Below are 22652 nucleotides of genomic sequence, written 5' to 3' on the forward strand. Positions count from 1 at the left end.
GCGCTTCCTTACCCCGACAGAGAGAGTATCGCCCCATAGCGCCGACTAGTCAAGAGACTCGTTGAAATATTTTTCGGGCGGGCGCTTCAATGTCGTCCGCGCTAGTCCGCGGCGGACGAAAGGCGCGGCCCGCGGGCCGGAGCTCTACCGCGGACGGCCCGCGGGCGGGCCGGATAGGGGCACTTTGGCGGCCGAAAAGGCGAAAGTGTGCGGGCGATTTTGGGCGCGCGGCGGGCGGTCAAGCGGGCGAAAGTTCGGCCTAAGTGGCGAAGACAAGGCGCAAAACTGCTACTTTCGACGTGGTAGTGTAACGGAAGTGTAGCAGGCGCAAAGTGTTGCAGCGCGGGCGCTTAGTCGCGTTTTGTTACTCGCTACACTTGTTACGCTTCCTACTATCTATATAGAGGATTTTCTTCTTATACTTTCGCCCTTCTCTATTTCTCTCTATATCTAAGAATATAGAAAGAAGTGTAGCAAGTAGCAAAATCTCTCTAAGTGCTTGAAAACAAAGCTACTTGCGCCTGCTACAGATAACGTTACACCGCCCCTCCACGTGTAGCGGGCGGCGCGGGCGATTGTGGCGCTAGGGTAGTATTGCGGGCGCTTTAGAGCGTTTCCGGCGCTACTTTCGTTCGCCAGGGCGGGCCGTATCGGTCGGGGCGCCGGACGCGGCTCTAAGAATCGGATAGAAACGTCCGAATTTCCGTTGCCACGCGACTTAATAACTCGTATGATGGCGGCAGGTAAGGCGCTCTATCGCTAAGCGCCGCGCCCTGGAGACTCCGCCCGATATGCCTCAGCGCACCCACCGTCGCCCTAAGGCCGCCGCCCGCACGATTACCGCGGACGTGGCGACGCGCGCGATACAGTGGCGCGTCCCGACCGAAGCGCCGGACGACGTGCGCGCGGTAGCGGACGAAGCACTCCAGACGATAACCGCGATCATGCGTGGTGGTGATGCGGGCCTAAGGGGCGAACGGCTCCGCGCCGCCGTCCGCGTCAGAGAGGAAGTGTGCGGGCCTATCGTGCAGCGGATAGACGTAGCAGTGGGAGGTACAGTCTACGTCGTGGATCCCTACAGCGCGCCGCCCGACCCCGCGGACGTTCCGCTTAGCGCGGCGGATCGCGGCGCGGCGCGGGCGGCGGCGGCCGCCGCGATGGATCGCGCGAAGGCCAAGGACGACGCCTGCCGGGGGGCCTTCGAGGGGGAGGGCCAGGATTTCGGGGCGAAGAGGACCCGCGGGAAGAAGAAGCCGTGAGCGGCGCCCCCCGTCAAAAGTACGCGGAGGTTGATGCTTCCCCCAACCTGCCCGGTCCCGAGTTCGCCGGGGATAGAACGACGCCGCCGCGCCCCGAGAGGCCGGCGGCTTCGCGCGTGGAGGCCCCCCGGACTTCTCCGCTCGTCGAGGCCCCGAATCCCGCCGGACTTTCCGCGGGATTTTCCAAGGTTGACGATAGCACCATCCAAGTAGCGCCGGGCAAGACGGTCACGCGCATCGAGCTGGACTTCAAGCCGCGGCCGCATCAGCGGGCGCTCCACGCGAAGCGCCGCCGCTTCACCGTCTGCGTCTGGCATCGCCGCGCCGGCAAGACCGTCGCCGCGATCATGGAGCTGATCTTCGGCGCCATCTCCGACCGCCGCCCGAACGCGCGCTACGGCTACGTCGCGCCGTTCTTGAAGCAGGCCAAGGAGGTCGCCTGGGGCTACCTCACCCACTACGCCCGCCAGATCCCAGGCGTGAAGATCCGCGAGGGCGCGCTCTCCGTCGTCTTCGGAAACGGCGCGGTCGTCTCCCTCTACGGCGCCGACAACCCCGATGCCCTCCGCGGACTGCGCTTCGACGGCGTGGTGCTCGACGAGGTGGCGGACATGAGGCCGCAGACCTGGGGCGAGGTCATCCGCCCCGCCGTGTCCGACGTCGGGCGCGAGGGTTGGGTCATCTTCATCGGCACGCCGCACGGGCTGAACCTCTTCGCCGAGCTGTTCTACGCCGCGCTCGACGACGGCTCCGGCCAGTGGTGCGCCGACCTCCGCCGCGCCGTGGACACCGGAGCGGTCAGCCCGAACGAGCTCGCCGCCGCCCGCCGCGACATGACGGAGGCGCAGTTCAAGCAGGAGTTCGAGTGCGACTTCGGGGCCAGCGACGACGACGTGCTCGTCCCGATCGAGGACGTCCGCGCCGCCATGAGCCGCGTCGTTCTCCGCCGCCAGGTGGACTACGCCCCCAAGCTGCTCGGCGTGGACGTCGCCCGCTTCGGCGACGACAAGAGCGTCATCTTCCCCCGCCAGGGCCTCGCCGCCTTCAAGCCGCTGATCCTCTCCGGCCTCGACACGATCGAGCTCGCCGACCAGGTGGAGCGCGCCGTGGGGCGGTTCGGGGCCGACGCGGTGTTCGTGGACGTCACCGGCGTCGGGGCCGGGGTCTTCGACGCCCTCGCCCACCGCGGCGTCCGCAACCTCATGCCGGTCGAGTTCGGCTCCAAGGCCGCCGACCCGCGCTACCTGAACAAGCGCGCGGAGATTTGGTTCCGCCTCAAGGAGTGGGTCTGCTCCGGCTCGCTGCCGAACGACCCGCTCGTCCTCCGCGACCTCGCCGCCCCGCGCTACCACTTCGACGACGCCGGGCGCTACGTCCTCGAGGCCAAGGACGAGCTCAAGAAGCGGCTGCGGTTCTCGCCCGACCGCGGCGACGCGCTGGCCTGCACCTTCGCCGCCGGCGTCGGCAAGGGCGGCGCGCGGAGCGGCCACGCCCTGACGGACTACGACCCCTATGGGGACGAGGAGAAGCGCCGTGGGTAGTTCGCCCAGCGTGCCGTCCACGCCTCCGGCCCCGCCGCCGACGCCCGACCGCGCCGACGCCGCCGTGCTGTCGAAGAAGCGCAGCCAGATGCTCCAGGAGCGCCAACGCTACCAGTACGCCGCCCTGCTCGGGTCCGGCGGACCCGCCGCCTCGCCGTCCACGCTGCTCGGCAGCGTCGCCTTCGCCCAGGCGAAGGGGGCCTCGTGACGATGGTCGCCCCGACCCGCGACGAGCTCCTCCGCCGCCACGCGGCCCTCGTCTCCGAGCGGTCGTCGTTCCTCGAGCATTGGAGCGACCTCGCCGAGCAGATGCTCCCCCGCCGCTTCCGCCGCTCGACCTCCGAGCGCAACGCCGCCTTCGCCGGGCGGAAGCGGAACGACAAGGTGGTGAACAACGTCGCCCGCATCGCCGCCCGCACCCTCGCCAGCGGTATGCACGCCGGCATGACAAGCCCGGCCCGGCCGTGGTTCAAGCTCACCACGATCGACCCCGACCTCTCCGCCTTCGGCGCCGCGAAGTCCTGGCTCTCCGAGGTCGAGGAGCGGATGCGCCTCGTCTTCGCGCGGAGCAACCTCTACACCGCGCTGCCGACCCTCTACGCCGATCTCGGCGTCTTCGGCTCCGCGGCCCTCGCCGTCTTCGACGACGCCGACGCCGTGATTAACTGCGTCGTCTGGCCCGCCGGCTCCTACTGCTTCGCCAACGGGGCCAACGGCCGCGTCTCCACGGTCCACCACGAGCAGTCGTTCACCGTCGAGCAGCTCGTCGAGACGTTCGGCCTCGAGAACGTCAGCCGGCGCGCCCGCGCCGCGTGGGAGGCCGGGCGGCTGTACGAGTGGATCGAGACGCTCCACGTCGTCGAGCCGCGCCTCGGCGCCGACCCGACCCGCGCCGACGCGCTCTCCATGCCCTTCCGCTCCGTCTGGATCGAGACGCGCTCCGGCGAGGCCCCGACCGCCCTGCTCGCCGAGTCCGGCTTCGCCGAGAAGCCCGTGCTCGGCGTGCGGTGGAATTGCGTCGGTGAGGACGCCTACGGCGAGAGTCCCGGCATGGACGCGCTGGGCGACGCCCGCGCCCTCCAGGTGCTCGAGCGGCGCAAGGCCCAGGCGATCGACAAGCTCGTGAATCCGCCGATGGTCGCGCCCTCGACGCTCCGCGCCGAGCGCGCCTCGCTGCTCCCCGGCGACGTCACCTACGTTGACGCCGTGCAGGGCGGGCAGGCGTTCCGACCGGCCATCGAGATCCCGCCCGAGGGCGTGACCGTCGTCGGCCGGGAGATCGCCGAGCACGAGCGCCGCATCAACGCCGCCTTCTACGCCGACCTCTTCCTGATGCTGACGCAGCTCGACACGCCGCAGATGACGGCGCGCGAGGTCGTCGAGCGCCACGAGGAGAAGATGCTCCAGCTCGGCCCGGTCATCGAACGGACGGAGGACGAGCTGCTCGACCCGCTCGTGGACCGCGTGTTCGGGCTGATGCACCGCCGCGGGCTGCTCCCCGAGCCGCCGGCGGAGATGCAGGGCAAGGAGCTCCGCGTCGAGTACGTTTCCGTCCTCGCCGCGGCGCAGCGGCTGATCGGAACGTCGGGCGTCGAGCGGCTCGCCGGCTTCGTCGGGAACATCTACGGCGCCAAGCCGGAGATCCTCGACGTCATCGACTTCGACAAGGCCGTCGAGGACTACGCCTCCATGCTCGGCGTGGACCCCGGCATCATCGTCCCCGCCGACGAGCGCCGCCGCATCCGCGACCAGCGCGCCCAGGCGGAGCAGGCCGCCCAGGCGGCGCAGGCCGCGCCCGCTGTCAACCAGGCCGCACAGGCGGCCAAGACCTTGAGCGAGACGGACGTCAACGGCGACAACGCGCTGGCCCGGCTGCTCGCGGCCCGCCAGGGCGGGGCGATCTGATGGGCCGCCGCTCCGGCCCTCTCGGCAGCGCCTCCGCCCAGGACGGGGCGCGGAAGCGCGAAAAGCTGCGCGCCGCGACGGACGCCGCCGACCTCGCGTGGCTCCTCGCCGACCCGCGCGGGCGGCGGTTCTACTGGCGGCTGATCGACCGGATCTGCGGGACGTTCGGAACCTCGATCGCCGCGGACCCGATCGGCACGGCCTACAACGAGGGGCGCCGCTCCATCGGCGTCGCCCTGATGCGCCGCGCGCAGCTCGAGCGGCCGGACGACTACGCCGCCGCGCTCGTCGAGGCCCTCGAGGACTCGCGCGCCGCGGCGAAGGCAACCAAGGCCGCCGGCGACGGCGGGGAGGAGGAAGACGATGGCCGAGACGAATAGCGGAGCCGGAGCGCCGGCCGCGGCCGAAGCCGCGGGCGCGACGGACGAGAAGACGCTGCTCACCGCCGAAGACCCGGAGGCCGCGGCCGCGGCCGAAGGCTCCGGCGGCGAAGCGGGGAAGGAAGCGACGAAGAAGGACGGGCCCGACGACGGAGCGGCCGGCGAGGAGCCGAAAGGCGAGAAACCCGCCCCCGCGCCCGTGACCGTGAAGGTGCCGGACGGATTCGCGCCGGACGACCCGGCCGTGGCGAAGTTCACCGCGGCGGCCGCGGAGTACGGCCTCGACTCGGAAAAGGCGCAGAAGCTCGCCGATATGCACTTCGAGCAGCTTCGCGGCCTCGCCGAGCGGCAGGCCGAGGAACACCGCAAGGCGGTCGAGACGTGGGCCTCCGCCGTGCGCGACGACCCGGACATGGGCGGCGCGCGGTTCAAGGAAACCCTCGAGCGAGGAAGGGCCGTCGTGCGGCGGTTCGGCAACCCGAAGCTCGCCGAGTTCCTCGACGCTTCGGGCCTGGGCTCGCACCCCGAGTTCGTCCGCTTCGCGGCGAAGATCGGGGCGGCGATCCGCGAAGACGAGGCCGCCGCGAAGGCGGCCGGGGCTGCGAGGAGCGGCGCGCCCGGCGCCGAGAATCCGATCGAAGCCCTCTACACCTCCATGCGAAAGGAGTAAACGATGGCCGTCATCGACAACACGCTGCCGACCCTGCTCGACCAGGCGCGGCGCACCGATCCCCAGGGCGGCATCGCCGCCGTCGTGGAGCAGCTCACGAAGCGCAACCCGCTGCTCGAGGACATGGTGTTCCAGGAGGGCAACCTCCCGACCGGACACCGCTTCGTCAGCCGCACCTCCCTGCCGAGCGTCGCGTGGCGGCGCCTGAACGAAGGCATCTCGCCGAGCAAGAGCGGCACGACCCAGGTGGACGAGGTGTGCGGCCAGGTGGCCGGCCTCAGCGTCCTCGACGTGGACGTCGCCGACCTGAACGGCAACGGCGCGGCCTTCCGAGCCAGCGAAGACCTGGCCTTCCTCCAGAGCTTGAACAACGAGGCGAACTCCGCGCTGTTCTACGCGAGCACGAAGGCCAACCCGGAGAAGATCTGCGGCTTCGCCCCGCGCTTCGACCTGTCCAGCGCCATCGGCGGCGGGCAGATCGTGAAGTGCGATTCCGGCGCCAGCGGCAACGACCAGACCTCGATCTGGCTGATCTGCTGGGGTCCGCAGACCGCGTTCGGGATCTTCCCCAAGGGCTCCCAGGCCGGCATCAAGTTCAAGGACTTGGGCTCGCAGCTCTGGGACGACGGCACGGGCAAGAAGTTCGAAGCCTACGTCTCCTCGTGGAAGTGGCACCTCGGCCTCTGCGTCAAGGACTACCGCTACGTCGTCCGCATCGCCAACGTGGACACGGGCTCGCTCGCGTCGAACGGCACGAACGTCGTCGAGGCGATGATCCGCGCCTACAACACGCTCGAAGACACCAACACGGGCCGGATGGCCTGGTACTGCAACCGCACCATCGGGACGTACCTGCACCTCCAGGCCATGAACTCGACGCGGCAGTCCACGCTCTCCGTTGACAACATCGCCGGCAAGCCGATCGTCAGCTTCCTCGGCGCGCCCATCCGCATCACCGATTCGATCCTCAACACCGAATCGGTGGTCGCGTAAGAGAGGGGGACGACATGATCCTCGACAAGCAGAACTTGTTCAGCGACCAGCAGTCCCTCGCCGGGACGGGCAACATCCTCTCCACGAACGTCATCGACCTCGGCGTCGCCGGGACGCTGGCGAAGGACGGGACCGCCGTCCGCAACGACGTCGGCCGCGGCGAGGAGCCGAAGGTCTTCGCGCAGATCACGGCGGACGTCTCCGGCGGAACGAGCGTGCAGCTCCAGCTCGTCCAGGCCGACGACTCCGCCATGTCCACCAACCTCGAGGTGCTCGAGCAGACGGACGCGATCGCCGTGGCGACCCTCAAGGCCGGCTACCAGTTCCGCCTCACGCGGATTCCGCCGGGCGTGACCCGGCGCTACCTCGCCATGCGCTACGTCGTGGTGGGGACGATCACCTCCGGCTCCGCGACCGCCGGCGTCGTGCTCAACCGCTTCACCAACGTCAACATCGGCTGACCGAAAGGAGGCGCTGAATGGCCCGCAAGAAGCTGGAGCTGAATACGGAACCGCAGGTCAAGCGTTATCGCTGCGGCGCGGCGTGCTACCGCAACGGCGTGTTCTACGAGAAGGGCGCCGTCGTGACCGTCTCGGACGACGAGCCGGACGCCAAGCCGTCGAAGACCTGGACCCTCCTCGACGGCGCTGAACCGGCCGCCTCCCCGGACGAAGCGCCGGACGAGGAAGGTTCCGGCGAGCGGAACGGCCGCCTCAGCGACCAGGACGCTCTTTGACCGAAAGGGGCGGCGGCTTCGTCCGCCGCCCCGCACTCTCGGGGGACGCCCATGAACGCCGTGCAGATTTGCAACCTCGCGCTCGGCCGGCTCGGCGGGCGTGCGGCCATCCAGTCCCTCGAGGACGCGGACGAGGAAGCCCGCGCCTGCGCCGTCGTCTATCCGGCGACGGTCGCGTCCGCGCTCACGGCCTACGCCTGGCCGTTCGCGGAGCGCCGGGCGACGCTCGCCCGCCTCCCGGCCTCGCCCTCGGAAGCGTGGGGCTACGCCTACGCGCTCCCCGTGGATTGCATCCAGCCGGTGCGCCTCGACGACGGCCTCCCGTGGCGGCCTCGAGGACCGGCCTACGCGATCGAGGGCTCGGCCCTGCTCTGCGACCTCGACGCCGCGGAACTCGTCTACGTCGCGGACGTCGCGCCCGAGCTCTGGCCGCCGTCGTTCGCGCAGTACGTCTCCTGGCGGCTCGCCGGCGAGCTGGCGCTCGCCCTCGACGCCCGAGCCGACCTCGCCAAGTTCGCGCTCGACCGCGCTTCGGCCGAGGAGCTCCGCGCCATTTCCGAGGTCCGCGCCGCGGAACGCCCGCGCCGCGACCCCGACGCCGAATGGATCGCCGCCCGAGGCGGCGGCCCGCTCGACGACTTCCTCGAGAACGGAACCGCCCGATGACGGCGATCCGGCAGGCTTCGTTCGCCGGCGGAGAGATCGCCCCCGAGCTGCGGGCGCGCACCGATCTTCAACGCTACGCGGCCTCGCTCGCCGAGTGCCGGAACTTCGTGGCGACGAAGCTCGGCCCGCTTCGCAACCGGCCGGGGACGACGTTCGTCGCCGCGGCGAAGTACGCCGACCAGCCGTGCATCCTCGTGCCGTTCGACTTCTCGGACGACCTCGCCTACGTCCTCGAGTTCGGCGTCGGCTACGCCCGCGTCCTGGCGCGCGGCGGCGCCGTCGTATCCGGCGGCGCGCCCGTCGAGTTCGACACGCCCTACGGGGCCGACGACCTGCCGCTGCTCAAGTGGGCGCAGGTCGGCAACCTGCTCTACCTCACGTGCCAGAGCCATCCGCCGATGACCCTGCGCCGCGTGGACCACGTGACTTGGGAGCTCTCCCCGCTCGTTACCGCGAAGACCGTCCAGCCGCCTACCGGCCTGACGCTCTCCCGCGAGGCGACGGCGACGGAGGACTCGAGTCACCCGAACAAGGAATGGGTTTGGTGGGCGACCTACACCTCGCCGAAGGGTGAGCAGTCGCTCGCCTCCGCGCCGGTCAAGCCGGCGCAGCACGACGGCAAGATCGACCGCTACGCCGACCGCCCGATCACGCTGACGATCCTCCCGCCCGCGGGCGCGGAGGCCGGCGGGATCGTCACGGTCTACTGCGGCCGGAACGACACGCCGGGCTACATCGGCGAGGTTCCGGTGGACGACGCGCACCCGACCGCGGCCGTCTCGTTCCACGACGACGGGCAGGTTCCCGACTACGGCGACGCGCCGCCCGAGGGGAAGAATCCGTTCCCCGGCCCCGGCAACTACCCGGCCTGTTGTTGCATCCATCAGCAGCGGTTCGTCGCGGCCAACACGGCGACGGAACCGCAGACGATCTTCGCTTCGCAGACCGGGACGTACAGCGCCTTCGACTACAGCTCGCCGGCCAAGAGCAGCGATGCCTGCACCTTCACCGTGGCCGGCAAGCGGCGCGAGGAGATCCGCGACCTCGTGTCCCTGCGGACGCTGCTCGCCCTCACGGCTTCCGGCGAGTCCTCCGTCGCCGGCGCGGACGGCGGCCCGATCACGCCGACCTCGATCGACGTGAAGCAGCAGAGCCGCTACGGCTGCTCGTGGGTGTCGCCGGTCGTCATCGGCAACGCCGTCATCTTCGTCCAGGACCGCGGCTCCGCCGTGCGCGACCTGACCTACGAGTTCTCCTCGGACGGCTACGTCGGGGCCGACCTGACGATCCTGGCGCAGCACCTCCTCGCCGGCCGCCGCGTCGTGAGCATGGCCTACGCGAAGAGTCCCGACTCGATCGTCTGGATCGTCCGCGACGACGGCGCTCTGCTCGGGCTGACCTACGTCCGCGAGCAGGAGGTGTCCGGCTGGCACGTCCACGAGACGGACGGCTGGTACGAAAGCGTCTGCGTAATCCCAGAGGGGACGGAGGACGCGCTCTACGCCGTCGTCCGCCGCCGCGTCGGCGGCCGGGACGTCCGGCACGTCGAGCGGTTCGCCAGCCGCCACGACGCCGCGCTGTTCCTCGACGACGCGATCGCCTTCACGGCGGCGCAGGTCGGGACGTCCGCGGTGCTCTCCGGCTTCGACCACCTCGAGGGGAAGACCCTCACGGCGGTCGTGGACGGCGAGGTCGTGGCCGGGCTCGTCGTCGCCGGCGGGAAGATCACGCTGCCGCACGCCGTCGCCGTCTCCGGCGCGGCGGGGCTGCCCTACGCCTCGCGGGCGCGGCTGCTCCCGCTGGCCGTCCAGGACGCCGACGTCCGCGCCAAGTTCAAGCGCGTGACGAAGGTCGTCCTCGAGCTGCTCGACACGCGCGGCGGCTGGGCGGGGTCCGGCGGCGACGACATGACGGAGCTGCGCCAGCGGCAGGTGGCCGACGACTTCGGCACGCCCGCGCCGGCGCAGGGCCTCGCGGAGATCCGCGTCTCCGCGGCGTGGGAGCGGGACGCCGAGGCGGTGCTCGAGCAGCGCGACCCGCTGCCGATGACCGTCCTCTCCGTCACGCGGGAGGTGCAGGTTGGTTAGCGTCGTCCCGGCGGAGCGCCGCCACGCCGAGGCGCTCGCCGCGGACCTGCGGCCCGACGACGCGGCGGAGATCGCCGCGACCGGGGAGACGCCGCTCGAGGCACTCGCGCGCTCGCTCGAGGCGTCGGACTACGCTCGCGCCGCGGTCGCCGAGGACGGCGCCGTGCTCGCCCTGTGGGGGACGACGCCGCTGACGCTGGTCGGCGGCGTGGCGACGGTCTGGCTGCTCACCGGCAACGCCGTCGAGCGGCACAAGCTGTCCATGCTGCGGATCGCCCGACGCGAGACGGCCTTCATGCAAAGCCGCTACTTTTGCATCGGGAACATGATCGACGAGCGGTACGCGAAGGCGCAGTCCTTCGCGCGGGCGCTCGGCTTCGAGCTCGCCGGCGAGGCGACGGAGTTCGGCGCGGACGGCGCGCCCTTCCGCGCCGCTTGGCGGTGGAGGTAACTATGGGCCCGGTCGCCGTTCCCGCGTGGGTCGGCTACGCCGCCCTCGGCGCTTCCGTCGCCGGGACGGCCGTGGCCGTGAAGGCGCAGATGGACAACGCGCGCTTCCAGAGCCGGATGGCCGACTACAACGAGAAGGTCGCCGAGCAGCAGGCCGTCGTCGAGCGCGAGCAGGGGTCCGCCCAGGCGGCCGACCTGCGGGACAGGATGCGCCGCACGATCGCCGACCAGCGCGTCGCCCTCGCCAACGCCGGCGTGACGCTCGACAGCGGATCGCCGCTCGCCCTGCTCGGGGACACGGCGGCCGAGGGCGCGCTCGACCAGGAGCAGGCGAAGTGGAACGGCGAGATGCGCGCCCGCGGCTACGACATTGAAGGCGTCTCCCAGCGGCTCCGCGGCAAGATGGCGGAGTCCGCCGGGGCCTACGGCGCGGCCGGCTCGCTGCTCACCGGCGCGTCGAACGCCTTCCAGATGGGGCTCTCGAGCGGAACGCTCACGCTGAAAAAGAAGTAGGAGGGGTCAATGCCGAGGATTCCCGTCTACGAGCGGGCCGTCGCTCCGCAGCCCGGACAGCCGGCGGAGCTTCGCGTCGCGTCGTCGCCGGAGGACTTCGGCGCCGGCCTCGCCGCGGGGCTGAACGCGGCCGGCGCCGGCATGAACGAGCTGGCGCGGAAGCAGTACGAACTCGACGTCGCCAAGAAGGTGAACGACGCGGAGGCGCTTTACGCCCAGGGCGTGAACGCCGTCTTCTACGCGCCCGGCGGCGAGCTGCGGCCGATCCCCGCGAGCGACTTCACCGTCCAGGTTCCCGGCGGCGTCGCCATGCTCCGCGGCGACGCGGCGGTCAACGCCGCCCCGGCCGCGGCCGACGCGATCAAGCGCGTCCGCAAGCAAATCTACGACTCGCTCGACGGCGACGCGGCGTCCCTCTTCTACCATCGGACGCAGCGCGACGAGGACCAGCACCTCACCGAAGTCGGGCGCCTGGCGACGGCGGGCGCGCTCGAGGCGCGGAAGACCGCCCGCGACGCGGCCAACGCCGCGGCCATCGACGCGACGCTCCGTAACCCCTTCGACGATTCGGTGTCGAACGACGGCATGGCGAAGTACGTCGCCAACGAGCGCATCGCCGTCATCGACGCCGGCGGCACGAAGGAGGCCGGCGACGTCGCGGCGCAGGAGGCCGTCCAGAAATGGATGCGGACCCGCGCGAACGCGATGGCCGAGGCCGGGCAGTTCGCCGCCGCGATCGACTACCTCAAGCGGCCCGACGTCGTAGCGGCCCTCGGGACGGAGGCCGACGCGCTTCGCTACAAGTGGCGCGACCACGGACTCGAGGACGTGGCGAGCGGGATCGTGTCGAAGGTCGTCGAGTCCGTGACGCGGCGAGACGCGGCCGGCAAGGCCGTGGGCTTCGACAGCGTGAAGGGCTGGGAGCAGCTCGAGGACGCTTTCGACAAGGCCGGCGCGACGCCGGAGGTCCGGGCCAAGGGCAAGGCTCTGTACGGTGAAGCCCTCGCCGCCGACGACGCGCGCAAGCTCTACCAGGAGCGCGCCGACTACGAGGAGGTTGACGGAATCATCAAGACCAAGGGCCTCGCCGCGGCGCGGCAGACGCAGGCGTGGGGCCGCCTCGAGTTCAAGACGCAGCACGCCTTCATCGAGCTGGCGACGCCGCCGAAGGAGCCGAAGGAGCCGAAGGAGTACGATCCGAAGGACGTTGCCGCCGTCCGCGAAATGATGCTGAACCCGGAGGGCCTCAGCGTCCCGCACGACTTGGCGAAGTTCTACGGGCTCGTCCCGAACGAGATGTTTCACACGGCGGAGACGATCATCCGCGAGGGCAACCCGAAGGAGCAGGGCGGCGCCTACGACAAGACCTTCGAGAAGATCGGACAATTCGCGCGACGCTGGCTTATCGGGGCCAACCTCTACAGCCCGACCAACCCGACGCCCGAGGACAAGGATCGCCTCGGGCACATCATCGAGGCCGCCGTCCAGGACTACAAGATCAACGGCGTAATGGACGAGGAGCACGCCTACAAGTCGTTCGAGCGGGCGTTCTCCTATTGGGCCGTGCCGAACAAGGTTTTCAGCGGCAAGACCTACAAGCGCGACATGAACCTCACCGAAAGCGACCGCCGATCGGCTCGCCGCGTGTCCAACGAAGAGGCCGTGCAGCAGGGCTTGTTCGTCGTGCAGGCCGACCCGAACCGCAACACACCCTACAACGACTATGAGCGGATGGCCGCCTCGGCGAAGGCGCAGGGCAAGACGATCGCGGAGGCGTACCCCGAGTACGTCGCGACGACGCTCGGCAAGCCCTTGCCGCGGCCCTCCGCGCCGGCGGCCGCCGGGCCCGCCCCGGCCGCGGCTACGACGAAGGTCGTGCCCTACGCCGACGTCTTCCACGGCGAGAACGTTGACGCCGCGCGCATCCAGCGCGAGCTGCCGGCCGTCTACGCGCACATCACGAACAAGTGGCACGAGCGCGCACCGAACGAGCCCTTGCGGCCGGATTGGGTCGTCCAAGCCTACGCGGCCGGCGTCCGCAACGGCGCCTATGCCAATCTCCCGAGCCTCTCGAGGACGGCCAAGTGAGCGACCCGCGGAATCCAGAGCAGTTCGCCACGAGCGTCCCGACGACGGCCGCCGACGAAGCCAATGCCGGCGGCGTGCTGAACGCCGACTACGACCCCTTCGCCCCGGAGCCGCGCAAGCCCGCGGCTTCCCCGGCGACTTCCCCGGCGACTTCCCCGGCCACTTCCGGCGGCGTGCTGAACGACGGCTTCGACCCGTTCCGCTCCGTCGCCGACCCGAACGCGCCGGAGAACGCCCGCCTCAAGGCCGTGCTCGACGCGGCGACCATCTCCGCCTGGTCGGGCGATCCGAGCGGCCGGGCGCGCCGCATCGGCGCGCTGTCGCAGATCACCCGAATCCCCGTGGACGTCCTCGCCGGGGTCGGCGAGGGCGGCATCGACGAGATCGAGAAGCGGGCCAAGCTCGTCGCCAACGATCCCGTGCGCTTCCGCCGGCAGTATCCGGCTCTCGCCGACGCGCTGCTCAATTCGCCGGAGGCGCGGAACTTCGTCGTCGAGCAAGCGCCGCCCGTGACGCGGCTCGTGAAGAAGATCGGAGTCTGGCTCGGCGGTACGCTCGACGCGCAGATGGTGTCGCGGAACGACATTGGCAACGCGCTCAAGGTCATTACGGGCCAAATGTCGCTCGCGGAGAGCCGGGCGCAGGGCGCCGCGGAAACGGCCGCGGCGAACAACAAGCTCTGGGACGCGCTCGCCGAGGTTGACGCGCAGCAGACCTACCGCAAGGCTGGGCCGAACGCGCCGGACAGCACCGTCGAGGCGGCGAAGAACTCGTTCAAGGATCTAAAGCGGCTCGCCATCCTCGGCAAAATCTACGTGGGCAACGGCACGCCGGAGGACGAACTCGCCCTGGCGCGCATCAATGAGAGCATGGTCCCGACCGATCCTTCCGGCCAAGGCCCGGTGCGGCAGGTGGTCAACGTCGGGGCGCAGATGCTCGGGATGCAGGCGGCCAACCTCGGCGCCCGCGGAGGCGGCGCCGCCGCGGCCTACGGCGCGGCGTCGCTCGCCACGCTGGCCTTGACGCGCAACCCCAAGGCCGCCAACGCGGCCGGGCGCGCCGCGGCGGCGTTCGGAGGCAAGGCCGCGGAGATGGCGGCGATCTACGCGCAGACGACGCTCTCCGCCTACGGCGCCTACCGCGACACGCTCGACGAGAACGGGCGCCCGATCGACGACGCGACGGCGAAGATCGTCGCCGCGGCCTACGCGACGATCGCCACGGCCGCGCTCGCCAAGGGCCAGCAGGCGATTTACGCGACCTACGGCAAGGCCCTCGGCAACGCCGCGGCGGGCGGAGAAGAGGCGTTCGGGCGGAAGATCCTCGGCAACGCCGAGCTGCGCTCCGCGCTGCTCAAGGAGTACGGGAAGCGGATCGCCACGGCGGGGCGGACGGAAGCCGGAGCGATGGCCGTCCAGACGCTCGGCCAGGACGCCGGCCAGTGGCTCGCCCGGAACGCCTCGGCCTACGGAGGGGACTTCGGGCGCTACAAGGCGCCGACGACGGAGGAGGTCGGACGCGCCTTCGGCAACGCCGCGGAGCAGGCGCTCGGCGGCGGCATCATGGGCATCGAGCACGGCACGTTCGGCGCCGCGACCGGCTACTACCGCACCATGTCCAACTACCGGCAGGACGCGGCGCGGGCCAAAGCTATGCCCGAGGTCGCCAAGGCGCTCGCGGAGAACAAGGACTTGGCCGTCGCCATGCCGGAGACGATCGCCAAGATGGTCGCCAAGGAGACGGCCGAGAGCGGCGCGCCCGTGACGCACGTCTACGTGGACGCGAAGGCCGCCGTGAACGAGGCCCGCCGCGCGGACGGCACGGTCGATTCGGAGCTGGTCAACGCGATCGGCGAACGGCTGACGGACAAGACCGGCGAGGAGGCCGGGGACGCCGTGCTCGATGCAGCGAACCGCGGCGACCGCATCGAAGTCCCGCTCGCCAAGTTCATCAGCGACGTCGCCACGACCAACCTCGCGCAACGGCTGGCGCTGGACACGGCCGTCGATCCGAGGGGCCTCACGGCCCGCGAGCACGCCGAGTACCAGCCGCAGATCGTCGCCCGCGCGAAGGAGCTCGTGGACCAGTGGGAGCGCGACGGGCAAGTTCCCGACGACCCCGCGGCCGACGCCGATGCGGCGGCGCGGCGGAAGGAGCTCGAGGCGGCCAACGAGAAGCTGCCGGAGTCCCGCCGCCGCTCGCCGGAGGACATGGACAACGAGATCGCCGTCCATCGCGCGATGCGCCTGGCGACGCTGGCCGCGTGGAACGACGACCGCGCCACGCGCGGCGAGAAGCCGCTCGCCTACGAAGACCTGTTCGGCGACCTGCCCGTGGAAATCGGCGCGGGCGACGAGCGGGCCGCGACGACGCACGAGCGCGGGGGCTTCGTCCCCGACGACGGCGACGGCGAGTCCCGCGGCTGGGGCGTCCACTTCGACGGCGACGACGAGGCCGCACGCACGCGGACGGCCGGCGGGCGGAAGTACGTGGCGACGCTCCCCGGCGACGACGAGCTGCTCGACCACGGCGCTCCGCTCGACCGGCAGCCGGCCAAGGCGCGTCGCGCGCTGGTCGATCTTCTCGGCCTCCAGCCGGCCGACGCGGAGGTCAAGGCCAACCCGGACGGCGGCTTCGACGTCGTGGTCCGCAACGGCGAAGGGCAGGTCATCCGCGAGACGTGGGCGGCGGACGAGGCCGAGGCCAACCGGCTCGCCGAGGAGCACCGCGCCGGCGGCGCCGTCGATCCCGGCATGACCGGCGGCGAGATGTACGGCGAGCTGGCCCTCCGCCGCGGCGGGAGGAAGGAGGCTTCGGAGGCGCTCCGCGAGGCCGGCGTGCCCGGCCTGCGCTACGACCGCCCGGACGGCAAGGGCCGCGGCTACGTCGTTTGGGACGCCGGCCGTATGCCCATCAGCGAGACGCTGAACCAGGCGGCCGCGGCGCCGGCCGCGGACGCGACGACGGCCATGCGCCGCGGCTGGACGACGATCCTCGCGGACGGCGCGAAGCGCCTCTACAAGATCGCGCTCGCGCCTACCTCCGACTTCACCACCTTCGTCCACGAGTCCGCGCACGTCTACATCGACGTCATGAGCGCGCTGGCCCAGCGCGCCGACGCGCCGGAGCAGTTCCGCCGCGACTACGAGACGGCGCTCAAGTTCATGCAATACGGCAGCCACGCGGAGCGCGAGGCGGCCCGCGTCGAGCGCGCCGCCCTCGGCGACCGCGCGGCGAAGACGGATCGCCTCGAGGAGCTCGAGGAGAAGATCCGCAACGGCACGGCGACGGACGACGAGAAGTACGAGCGCGCTGCGCTCTCCATGTCCGTCGCGCGGCTGACGCCCGCCGAGCGGGCGCGCCACGAGGAACTCGCCGCCAAGGAGGACCGCTTCGCCAAGGGCTTCGAGAAGTACCTGATGGAAGGGAACGCCCCGACCGCGAACCTGGCGGGCCTCTTCCAGCGGTTCAAGCTCTGGCTGCTCGACGTCTACGGCGCCGGCGGGCCCGGCGTCGATCTGAACGACGACATTCGCGGCGTCTTCGACCGGATGCTGGCGAGCGAGAAGGAGATCGAGGCGACGCGCGACGCGCTGGCCCTGCGGCCACTCTACCGCAGCCCCGAGGAAGCGGGCATGACGCCGGAGGAGTGGCGCGCCTACATCGCCGAGCAGCACGACAGCCTGACGCTCGCCGCGCGCCGGCTGGCGGTGAAGATGTTCGCCGACCGCGCCCGCGAGAACGGCCGTTGGTGGCAGGCGAAGCGGTCCAAGGCCGTTGACGAAGCGGGCAAGGAGTACGACGACCGGATGATCGTGAAGGTCGCGCGCTTCCTCCGCACCGGCGAGCCGTGGGACGGTATGCCGGAGGCCCTGCAAAAGCTGCTCACCCGCCCGGACGGGTCGAAGGTCCGCATCCGCCTCGACGACATGAAGGCGATCCTCCATTCGGACGACCGGAAGAAGGCCGAGGCCGACCTCGCCGCCGAGGAGGCCCGCGTCAAGGCCGCCGGCGAGCGAATGTCCGCGGAGACGCGGGAACGCCAGCGGCAGCTCCGCCGGGACCGCGACGCGAAGCTCGGCGAGGCGCGGAAGGCGGCCCGCGACGAGATCAAGAGCCTGCGGGAAGTCCGGTCCAAGACGAAGGACAAGGCGGCGCGGGACACCATCTCCCAGCGCATCGGCGAGATCCGCCCGGAGCTCGAGCGCGACCTCGAGACGCTGCGGGCCGACTACGACAAGGCGATCGCCGAGGAGCGCGAGAAGCTCTACAAGTGGCACGAGGACCGCGCCGCGGAGCTGACCGCGGCCCGGCGCAAGATCAAGACGGACGACACCTCCGGGTCCGACCGCCTGATCGGGCTCTGCTCCAAGGACGGGATCGAGGCCGAGACGCTCGCGGAGTGGTTCGGCTTCCCGTCCGCGCGGGCGATGCTCGAGGGCCTCGCCGGACTCGAGTCCCGCGACGACTACACGCGCCAGCGGGCCGACGAGCTGATGGCCGAGCGTCACCCCGAGGTGGCGAACGAGTGGCAGACGCTCTCCGAGGAGGCGGAGAAGGCGCTGCACAACGATCACACCGGCCGTTGGCTGGTCCACGAAATGTCGGCGCTCGCCGCGCGCAAGTCCCCTTCCGGCAAGCCGACGCCGACCGAGTCCATCCGCCTCGCCGCGCGGGAGATCGTCGCCAAGCGCGTCGCGTCGGAGACGACGACCGGCTCGGACCTCCAGGCGGAGCAGCGCGCGTCGCGCGCCGCGCTCGCCGCCGCGGCCCGCGGCGAGTACGAGCGGGCCTTCGCGGCGAAGCAGCAGCAGCTCTTGAACTACTGGATCTACCGCGAGGCGATGCGCGCCCGCGAGGAGCGCGACGCCTTCGCCGACGCGCTCCGCTCCGCGGCGAAGCCCGAGACGCGGAAGACCATCGGGCGCGCCGGCCAAAGCCTGATCGACGTGACGGACTCGCTGCTCGAGACGCTCGGCTTCCGCGAGTACGACGCCGACGAGACGCGCCCTCCTCGGATGTACGCCGACGACCTGGCGGATCGCCTCTACGACCTCGGCATCGACCCCGCCTTCGACCCGCGGATGCTCGACGAGACGCTCGTCTCCGGCAAGTGGGACGAGATGACCGTGGCGGAGATGCGGAACGCGGCCGCGGCCTTGAAGCAGATCCGCCGCGCCGCGACCGCCGTGGACCGCGTGGACAAGCTCGGCCGCCGCGTCGCCATCGGCGACCTGGTGGCGCAGATCGACGTGGAGTCCCAAGGCCTCCACGACCGCGGCGAGGCGCTGCCGCCGAACACTCCCGTTCCGTTCGGCTACGAAGCGACGGAGACGGCCGCCGGCTGGAACGCCGCGCTGACGGAGCCGCGCATCCTGTTCAAGTACCTCGGGAAAGCCGCCTACGACTTCTTCTACGGCAACTACCGCCGCTGCCGCGACAACGAGGACGCCGACATTCGGCGGATCATGCCGTTCTTCCTCCGCCAGTGGCAGGCGTTCTGCAAGGGCGACGGCGGCAAGCGGTTCGAGGAGGTTGACGCTTCCGAGCTGCCGTTCAAGCCGGAACTCGGCTACGCCGACCGCCGCACGCGGCTTTGGGCGATGATGCTCGCCGTGGCGATGGGGACGCAGAGCAACCGCGACCGCACCTGCGGCGTGAAGGTGCTCGACAAGCACGGCGACCCGGTGCTCGACGCGGACGGCAACCCGATCATCAAGGGCGGCTTCGGCTGGGAGCAGGACAAGGTGGTCGCCTGGCTCGACAAGACGCTCACCCACGAGGAATGGGACTTCGTGGAAAGCGTCTGGAAGCTGATGGACGGCGAGCTTTGGCCGCGCCTCGCCAAGATGGAGCGCGACGTCCACGGGACCGCGCCCGACAAGGTGGAGGCCCTGCCGATCGAGCTGTCGGACGGCCGCGTCGTCAGCGGCGGCTACTTCCCGCTGCACGCCGACCCGAACGTCCGCGGCGCGGCGCGCGACAAGGAAGCCGACGCGGCGGCGCTCTCCATGTTCGGCGCCTTCGGCGGCAAGACGGCCATGCCGCACTCCTTCACCCACGCCCGCGCCGGGCGCGCCGATTACGTCGTCAACCTCGACTGGAACGTCGTGCCGCAGCACGTCATCGACGTCCTGCACTACGTCCACTTCTACGGCTTCGTCCGCGACGCGCAGACGGTCATGAAGAACGCGGACTTCTCCAACATCGTCAAGCGCCGCCTCGGGAAGCAATCCGAGGGCGCGATGGAGGACTGGCTCAAGTCCGTCGCCAACGCGCGGTCGGCCGCGCTGTCCAAGACGGAGGGCTACATCCTCCGCGGCTTCAACGCCGTGCGCTCGCGGTTCATCATGCGCGTCCTCGGCTGGTCCGTCACGGTCCCCGCCGGCGACCTTTCCAACGCCTTCGTCGCCTGGCACGGCGGCGTCATCAAGGGGCGCTACCTGGCGAGCACGCTGCTCAAGGCCGTCTCCACGAAGCCCTGGCTCGCCATGCGGCGGGAGTGCCTCGAGAAGTCGAACACGCTGCGGCGCCGCTCGGACGACACGCGGCAGCGTTACCAGATGGACATGGCCGACGTCGGCAAGGCCGGCGACCGCTCGGCGGCGGGGAGGAAGGCTTCCGCCTTCCGCAACGCCTCGTGGTTCATGTTCGACGTGACGGACAAGCTCATGAGCACGATCATCTGGCACTCCGCCTACTTGGAGGGTAAGGCCAAGAATCTCGGCGAGGCCGGGGCGCGGACCTTCGCCGACGATGCGGTGGACCGCACGCTCCCCTCGCGCGAGGCGCCGGAGCAGTCCGGCTTCGTCCGCAGCCGGGCGGTCGGCGCGCAGCAGGCGGCGTTCTACGGCTACTTCAACAAGCTCTACAACCTCGAGCGCGAGATTTGGCACGACGCGGCGCAGGCCCACCTCAACGGGGACAGCCTCTTCGACAAGGCGGGGAAGGATCTTCACGCCGCGGCGCGGACCTTCGGCGTCCTCGTCGCGTCCAACCTCCTCGGAGAGTATCTCACCGGGCGCGGGCCGGAGAAGGACGAGAAGTGGGCCGAGTGGGCCGCACGCAAGACGGCCGCGGCGCCGTTCCTGCTGTTCCCGGTCGTCGGCACGCTCGGCGAGTGGGGCGTCAACGCGGCCTTCCACAAGATGTTCCATGACAAGCAGGGCCAGCTCGCCAAGTTCTCCGTCCGCTCCTCGCCGTTCGGCGCGGGCGTGCAGACGCTGGTCAGCGACATTCAAGACGCCCTCGCCCCCGGCGCCCGCGAGGCCGACGTGGACCAGCGGATTTGGGCCGCGCTCGACGCGGCGGGCACGGCGGCCAACCTGCCGACGCACAACCCCCGCAGGACGCTCGAGTACGCCGAGCGCGCCCTCGCCGGCAAGACCACGCCGAAGGGGCCGATCGACGCGGCGGGCCACCTGATCTACGGCGAGCGGCGCAAGCAAGCCGCCAACCCGGCGTCCACGCTCTCCGATGCGGTCGGCGAGGGCGACGAAGGAGAGAAGCCGTGACGATGACGAAGGACTCCCCGATCCGCGCCGAGTACCTCGGCGACGGGGCGCAGCTCTCGTTCCCGATCCCCTTCCGCTTCCTCGAGGCGTCGCACGTCGCGGTCGCCGTGGGCGGCGTGCCGCGGAGCGGCGGCTACGCCGTCCTCGGGGCCGGCGACGCGGAGGGCGGGACGCTCGTCTTCGACGCCGCGCCGACCTCCGGCGTGGCCGTCGCCGTCTCGCTCGTCGTGCCGATCGAGCAGCCGGTGTCCCTGCGGCAGCAGGGGCCGTTCCGGCCGGAGACGCTCGAGTCCGCGCTCGACCGCGCGACGATGATCCTCCGCCGCCTCGACGCCGCGCTCGGCGACGCCCTTCGCTTCGCCGGCGGGCTGCTCGACGCCCAGGGCGGGCGGATCGTCAACGTCGGGGCGGCGACGCAGGCGACGGACGCGGCGAACCTCGCCGTCGTCCAGGGCGCGGTGAGCGCGGCCCTCGCCGGCGGCGGCCGCGTCACGCCCGGCGTCTGGAGCTTCCTCGGCGACGGGACGACGCTCTCGTTCGCGCTCGCCGGGGCGACGCTCGCCGCGCCGGAAGCCTACGTCGTGACGGTCGGCGGCGTGGAGCAGGAGCCGACGACGGACTACGCGATCGACCTCGCCCTCGGGCGGATCGTCTTCGCGTCCGTCCCGCCGCCCGCCGGGGCCAAGGTCTACGTCCGGTGCTGGACCTACGCCGCGCCGCAGACGGCGCCGGCGGTCTACGCCGAGGCCGACCTGCCCGCGGCCTCCGCCGCGCTCGTCGGTCGCCTCGCCGTGGTCCAGCCGGCGACCGGCCCCGCGGAACTCCGCGTCTGCCTTCGCGGCGAGGACGGCCTCTACGGCTGGTCCGTCGTCGCCACCGGCGGCTTCGCCGCCTGACGACTCTTCGCCCCCGCGGCCGTTCCGGCCGACCGCGGGGCGCGCCGACCGCCGGAGGAGGGAACGCCCGATGAAGAAGATCGTCCTCGCCGCCGCGGCCATGCTCGCCGCGTTCGCGGCGTTCGCCGCCCCGCCGGCCGACAACGTGGCCTCGACGCCGACGCCGCCGACCGGGGCCTGCCGCGACGCGGCGCCGCTCGTCCTCTCGCGGAGCAACGGCCACCTGTACGGCTGCGTCTCCGGGGCCTGGCACGACTGGACCGCGGCGATGCTCGCCGGCATCAGCGTCAATTCGATCGTCGGCGACGTCACGATCGACGGCAGCCTCGCCGCGACCGGGACCGCGACCGCGGCCACGTTCCGGGGCGAGGTGGACCTGACGACCGACCCGTCCTACCCCGCGGGGCTGATCCGCGACGGCCTCGGCTTCCAGGCGCGGGCCAACGCCGGCGGCTACGTCACGCTCGCCCCCGGCGCGCTCCATGCCGGCTCGTGGTCCGGCGACGTCATTCTTCACGCGCCCTATGGCGCGGTGCGCGTCGAGGGCTCGGCGCTCGCCCCCTATCACTCGAGCATGGACCTCGGGATGCCTGACGACCCGTTCGGGGTTGTGTACGCCTACGGCATGGACCTCGACCAAGACGGTTCGCTCGACCTGGGCGCGGTCGGCCAGGCGAAGTTCTTCCACGGCACGGCCGACGACGCGGGCAAGCTCGGCGGCTACGTGCCGACCTACTTCGCGGCCGATTCCGCCGTCGTGCATCTCGCGGGCGCGGAGACGATCACGGCGACCAAGACCATCGCGATCTCCGGTACCGGCGTCGGGATCGAGGTGAAGAATTCGAGCGGCGTCTCCGGCGACTCGCGGAGCGTGCGGATCACCAACGGCACGGGCGCCTATTGGGACGTCGTCGCCACGTCGGCGGGCAATCTCTCGTTCCGCCTCGGCGGCAC

At 71.1% G+C, this 22652-nt stretch carries 17 protein-coding genes; all 17 read left to right on the forward strand.

Features of this window, described 5'->3' with window-relative positions:
- Positions 1–791: 791 nt before the first annotated feature.
- On the forward strand, positions 792–1259 hold the full coding sequence (locus tag LLG88_00075; protein MCE5245309.1) for a hypothetical protein: 468 nt from the start codon (positions 792–794) through the stop codon (positions 1257–1259).
- Positions 1260–1375: 116 nt separating this feature from the next.
- Positions 1376–2800 carry a terminase family protein gene (locus LLG88_00080; protein ID MCE5245310.1) on the forward strand — a complete coding sequence of 475 codons (1425 nt, stop codon included), beginning with the start codon at positions 1376–1378 and terminating at the stop codon, positions 2798–2800.
- On the forward strand, positions 2793–3008 hold the full coding sequence (locus LLG88_00085) for a hypothetical protein (protein ID MCE5245311.1): 216 nt from the start codon (positions 2793–2795) through the stop codon (positions 3006–3008). Before LLG88_00080 ends, LLG88_00085 begins: the two co-directional genes overlap by 8 nt.
- Before the next feature lie 2 nt (positions 3009–3010).
- Positions 3011–4705, forward strand: a complete 1695-nt coding sequence (locus LLG88_00090) for a portal protein (GenBank protein ID MCE5245312.1) — start codon at positions 3011–3013, stop codon at positions 4703–4705.
- Positions 4705–5085 (forward strand): hypothetical protein, encoded by a 381-nt coding sequence (locus tag LLG88_00095; GenBank protein ID MCE5245313.1) that lies wholly within the window; start codon positions 4705–4707, stop codon positions 5083–5085. The genes LLG88_00090 and LLG88_00095 overlap by 1 nt, the downstream gene beginning before the upstream one ends.
- Positions 5069–5755, forward strand: coding sequence for a hypothetical protein (locus tag LLG88_00100; protein MCE5245314.1), 687 nt, complete (start codon positions 5069–5071; stop codon positions 5753–5755). The genes LLG88_00095 and LLG88_00100 overlap by 17 nt, the downstream gene beginning before the upstream one ends.
- Before the next feature lie 3 nt (positions 5756–5758).
- Complete coding sequence (locus LLG88_00105; protein ID MCE5245315.1) at positions 5759–6748, forward strand: hypothetical protein; 990 nt, start codon at positions 5759–5761, stop codon at positions 6746–6748.
- Between the two features lie 14 nt (positions 6749–6762).
- The gene (locus LLG88_00110; GenBank protein ID MCE5245316.1) at positions 6763–7209 is read left to right on the forward strand and encodes a hypothetical protein; all 447 of its coding nucleotides are present in this window, start codon (positions 6763–6765) and stop codon (positions 7207–7209) included.
- A gap of 17 nt (positions 7210–7226) precedes the next feature.
- A complete protein-coding gene (locus tag LLG88_00115) occupies positions 7227–7484 on the forward strand; it encodes a hypothetical protein (protein ID MCE5245317.1) in 258 nt (85 codons plus the stop codon).
- Positions 7485–7535: 51 nt separating this feature from the next.
- On the forward strand, positions 7536–8150 hold the full coding sequence (locus LLG88_00120; GenBank protein ID MCE5245318.1) for a hypothetical protein: 615 nt from the start codon (positions 7536–7538) through the stop codon (positions 8148–8150).
- Positions 8147–10237, forward strand: a complete 2091-nt coding sequence (locus LLG88_00125) for a hypothetical protein (protein ID MCE5245319.1) — start codon at positions 8147–8149, stop codon at positions 10235–10237. The genes LLG88_00120 and LLG88_00125 overlap by 4 nt, the downstream gene beginning before the upstream one ends.
- Entirely contained in the window at positions 10230–10688 is a 459-nt protein-coding gene (locus LLG88_00130) for a hypothetical protein (protein ID MCE5245320.1), read from the forward strand. Before LLG88_00125 ends, LLG88_00130 begins: the two co-directional genes overlap by 8 nt.
- A gap of 2 nt (positions 10689–10690) precedes the next feature.
- Positions 10691–11200, forward strand: a complete 510-nt coding sequence (locus LLG88_00135; protein MCE5245321.1) for a hypothetical protein — start codon at positions 10691–10693, stop codon at positions 11198–11200.
- Between the two features lie 9 nt (positions 11201–11209).
- A complete protein-coding gene (locus LLG88_00140) occupies positions 11210–13288 on the forward strand; it encodes a hypothetical protein (GenBank protein ID MCE5245322.1) in 2079 nt (692 codons plus the stop codon).
- Complete coding sequence (locus LLG88_00145; protein ID MCE5245323.1) at positions 13285–20802, forward strand: hypothetical protein; 7518 nt, start codon at positions 13285–13287, stop codon at positions 20800–20802. Before LLG88_00140 ends, LLG88_00145 begins: the two co-directional genes overlap by 4 nt.
- Positions 20799–21698 (forward strand): hypothetical protein, encoded by a 900-nt coding sequence (locus tag LLG88_00150; protein MCE5245324.1) that lies wholly within the window; start codon positions 20799–20801, stop codon positions 21696–21698. Before LLG88_00145 ends, LLG88_00150 begins: the two co-directional genes overlap by 4 nt.
- A gap of 70 nt (positions 21699–21768) precedes the next feature.
- Positions 21769–22652: hypothetical protein (locus LLG88_00155; GenBank protein MCE5245325.1), on the forward strand; the 884-nt coding region annotated here is incomplete at its 3' end.

It is taken from the genome of bacterium, assembly GCA_021372775.1.
Taxonomy (GTDB): domain Bacteria; phylum Acidobacteriota; class Polarisedimenticolia; order J045; family J045; genus JAJFTU01.

What these genes read in the sequence shown, in the direction of transcription:
- LLG88_00110 (MCE5245316.1), top strand. Translation starts at nt 6,763, where the DNA reads ATGATCCTCGACAAGCAGAACTTGTTCAGCGACCAGCAGTCCCTCGCC.
- LLG88_00075 (MCE5245309.1), top strand. Translation starts at nt 792, where the DNA reads ATGCCTCAGCGCACCCACCGTCGCCCTAAGGCCGCCGCCCGCACGATT.
- LLG88_00135 (MCE5245321.1), top strand. Translation starts at nt 10,691, where the DNA reads ATGGGCCCGGTCGCCGTTCCCGCGTGGGTCGGCTACGCCGCCCTCGGC.
- LLG88_00115 (MCE5245317.1), top strand. Translation starts at nt 7,227, where the DNA reads ATGGCCCGCAAGAAGCTGGAGCTGAATACGGAACCGCAGGTCAAGCGT.
- LLG88_00095 (MCE5245313.1), top strand. Translation starts at nt 4,705, where the DNA reads ATGGGCCGCCGCTCCGGCCCTCTCGGCAGCGCCTCCGCCCAGGACGGG.
- LLG88_00125 (MCE5245319.1), top strand. Translation starts at nt 8,147, where the DNA reads ATGACGGCGATCCGGCAGGCTTCGTTCGCCGGCGGAGAGATCGCCCCC.
- LLG88_00105 (MCE5245315.1), top strand. Translation starts at nt 5,759, where the DNA reads ATGGCCGTCATCGACAACACGCTGCCGACCCTGCTCGACCAGGCGCGG.
- LLG88_00120 (MCE5245318.1), top strand. Translation starts at nt 7,536, where the DNA reads ATGAACGCCGTGCAGATTTGCAACCTCGCGCTCGGCCGGCTCGGCGGG.
- LLG88_00090 (MCE5245312.1), top strand. Translation starts at nt 3,011, where the DNA reads ATGGTCGCCCCGACCCGCGACGAGCTCCTCCGCCGCCACGCGGCCCTC.
- LLG88_00100 (MCE5245314.1), top strand. Translation starts at nt 5,069, where the DNA reads ATGGCCGAGACGAATAGCGGAGCCGGAGCGCCGGCCGCGGCCGAAGCC.
- LLG88_00140 (MCE5245322.1), top strand. Translation starts at nt 11,210, where the DNA reads ATGCCGAGGATTCCCGTCTACGAGCGGGCCGTCGCTCCGCAGCCCGGA.